Annotated in this window: 1 pseudogene; it reads left to right on the top strand. The window is 67.9% G+C overall.

Annotated features, from left to right (window positions below):
• Positions 1-280: pseudogene (locus tag WDW90_RS41285) on the top strand (HlyD family secretion protein); the annotation flags it as partial.

Raw genomic sequence — 280 nt, 5'->3', positions numbered from 1 at the left:
GTCCGCCCTCAGCCTGATGCAGGCGACTTTTGCTCAGCAGAGGGCCGGTCCGACCAGCGAGGAGCGCGACATCGCGAAGGCCAAGGTCGAGCTCGCGAATGCGGCTCTCGCGGTTCTCGAAGCGAGGCTTGGCAAGACCACGCTCGTCGCGCCGAGCGACGGCGTGGTGGGCCTGCTCGTGGCCGAGCCCGGCGAAGCGATCTCACCCGGACAGCCGGTCATGACGTTGTCGGCGGCAAGCGAGCCCTGGTTCACCTTCACGATTCGCGAAGACCGGCTC

This window comes from Methylobacterium nigriterrae (assembly GCF_037106235.1).
Classification (GTDB): domain Bacteria; phylum Pseudomonadota; class Alphaproteobacteria; order Rhizobiales; family Beijerinckiaceae; genus Methylobacterium; species Methylobacterium nigriterrae.
This window is presented reverse-complemented; position numbering and strand designations above follow the sequence as displayed.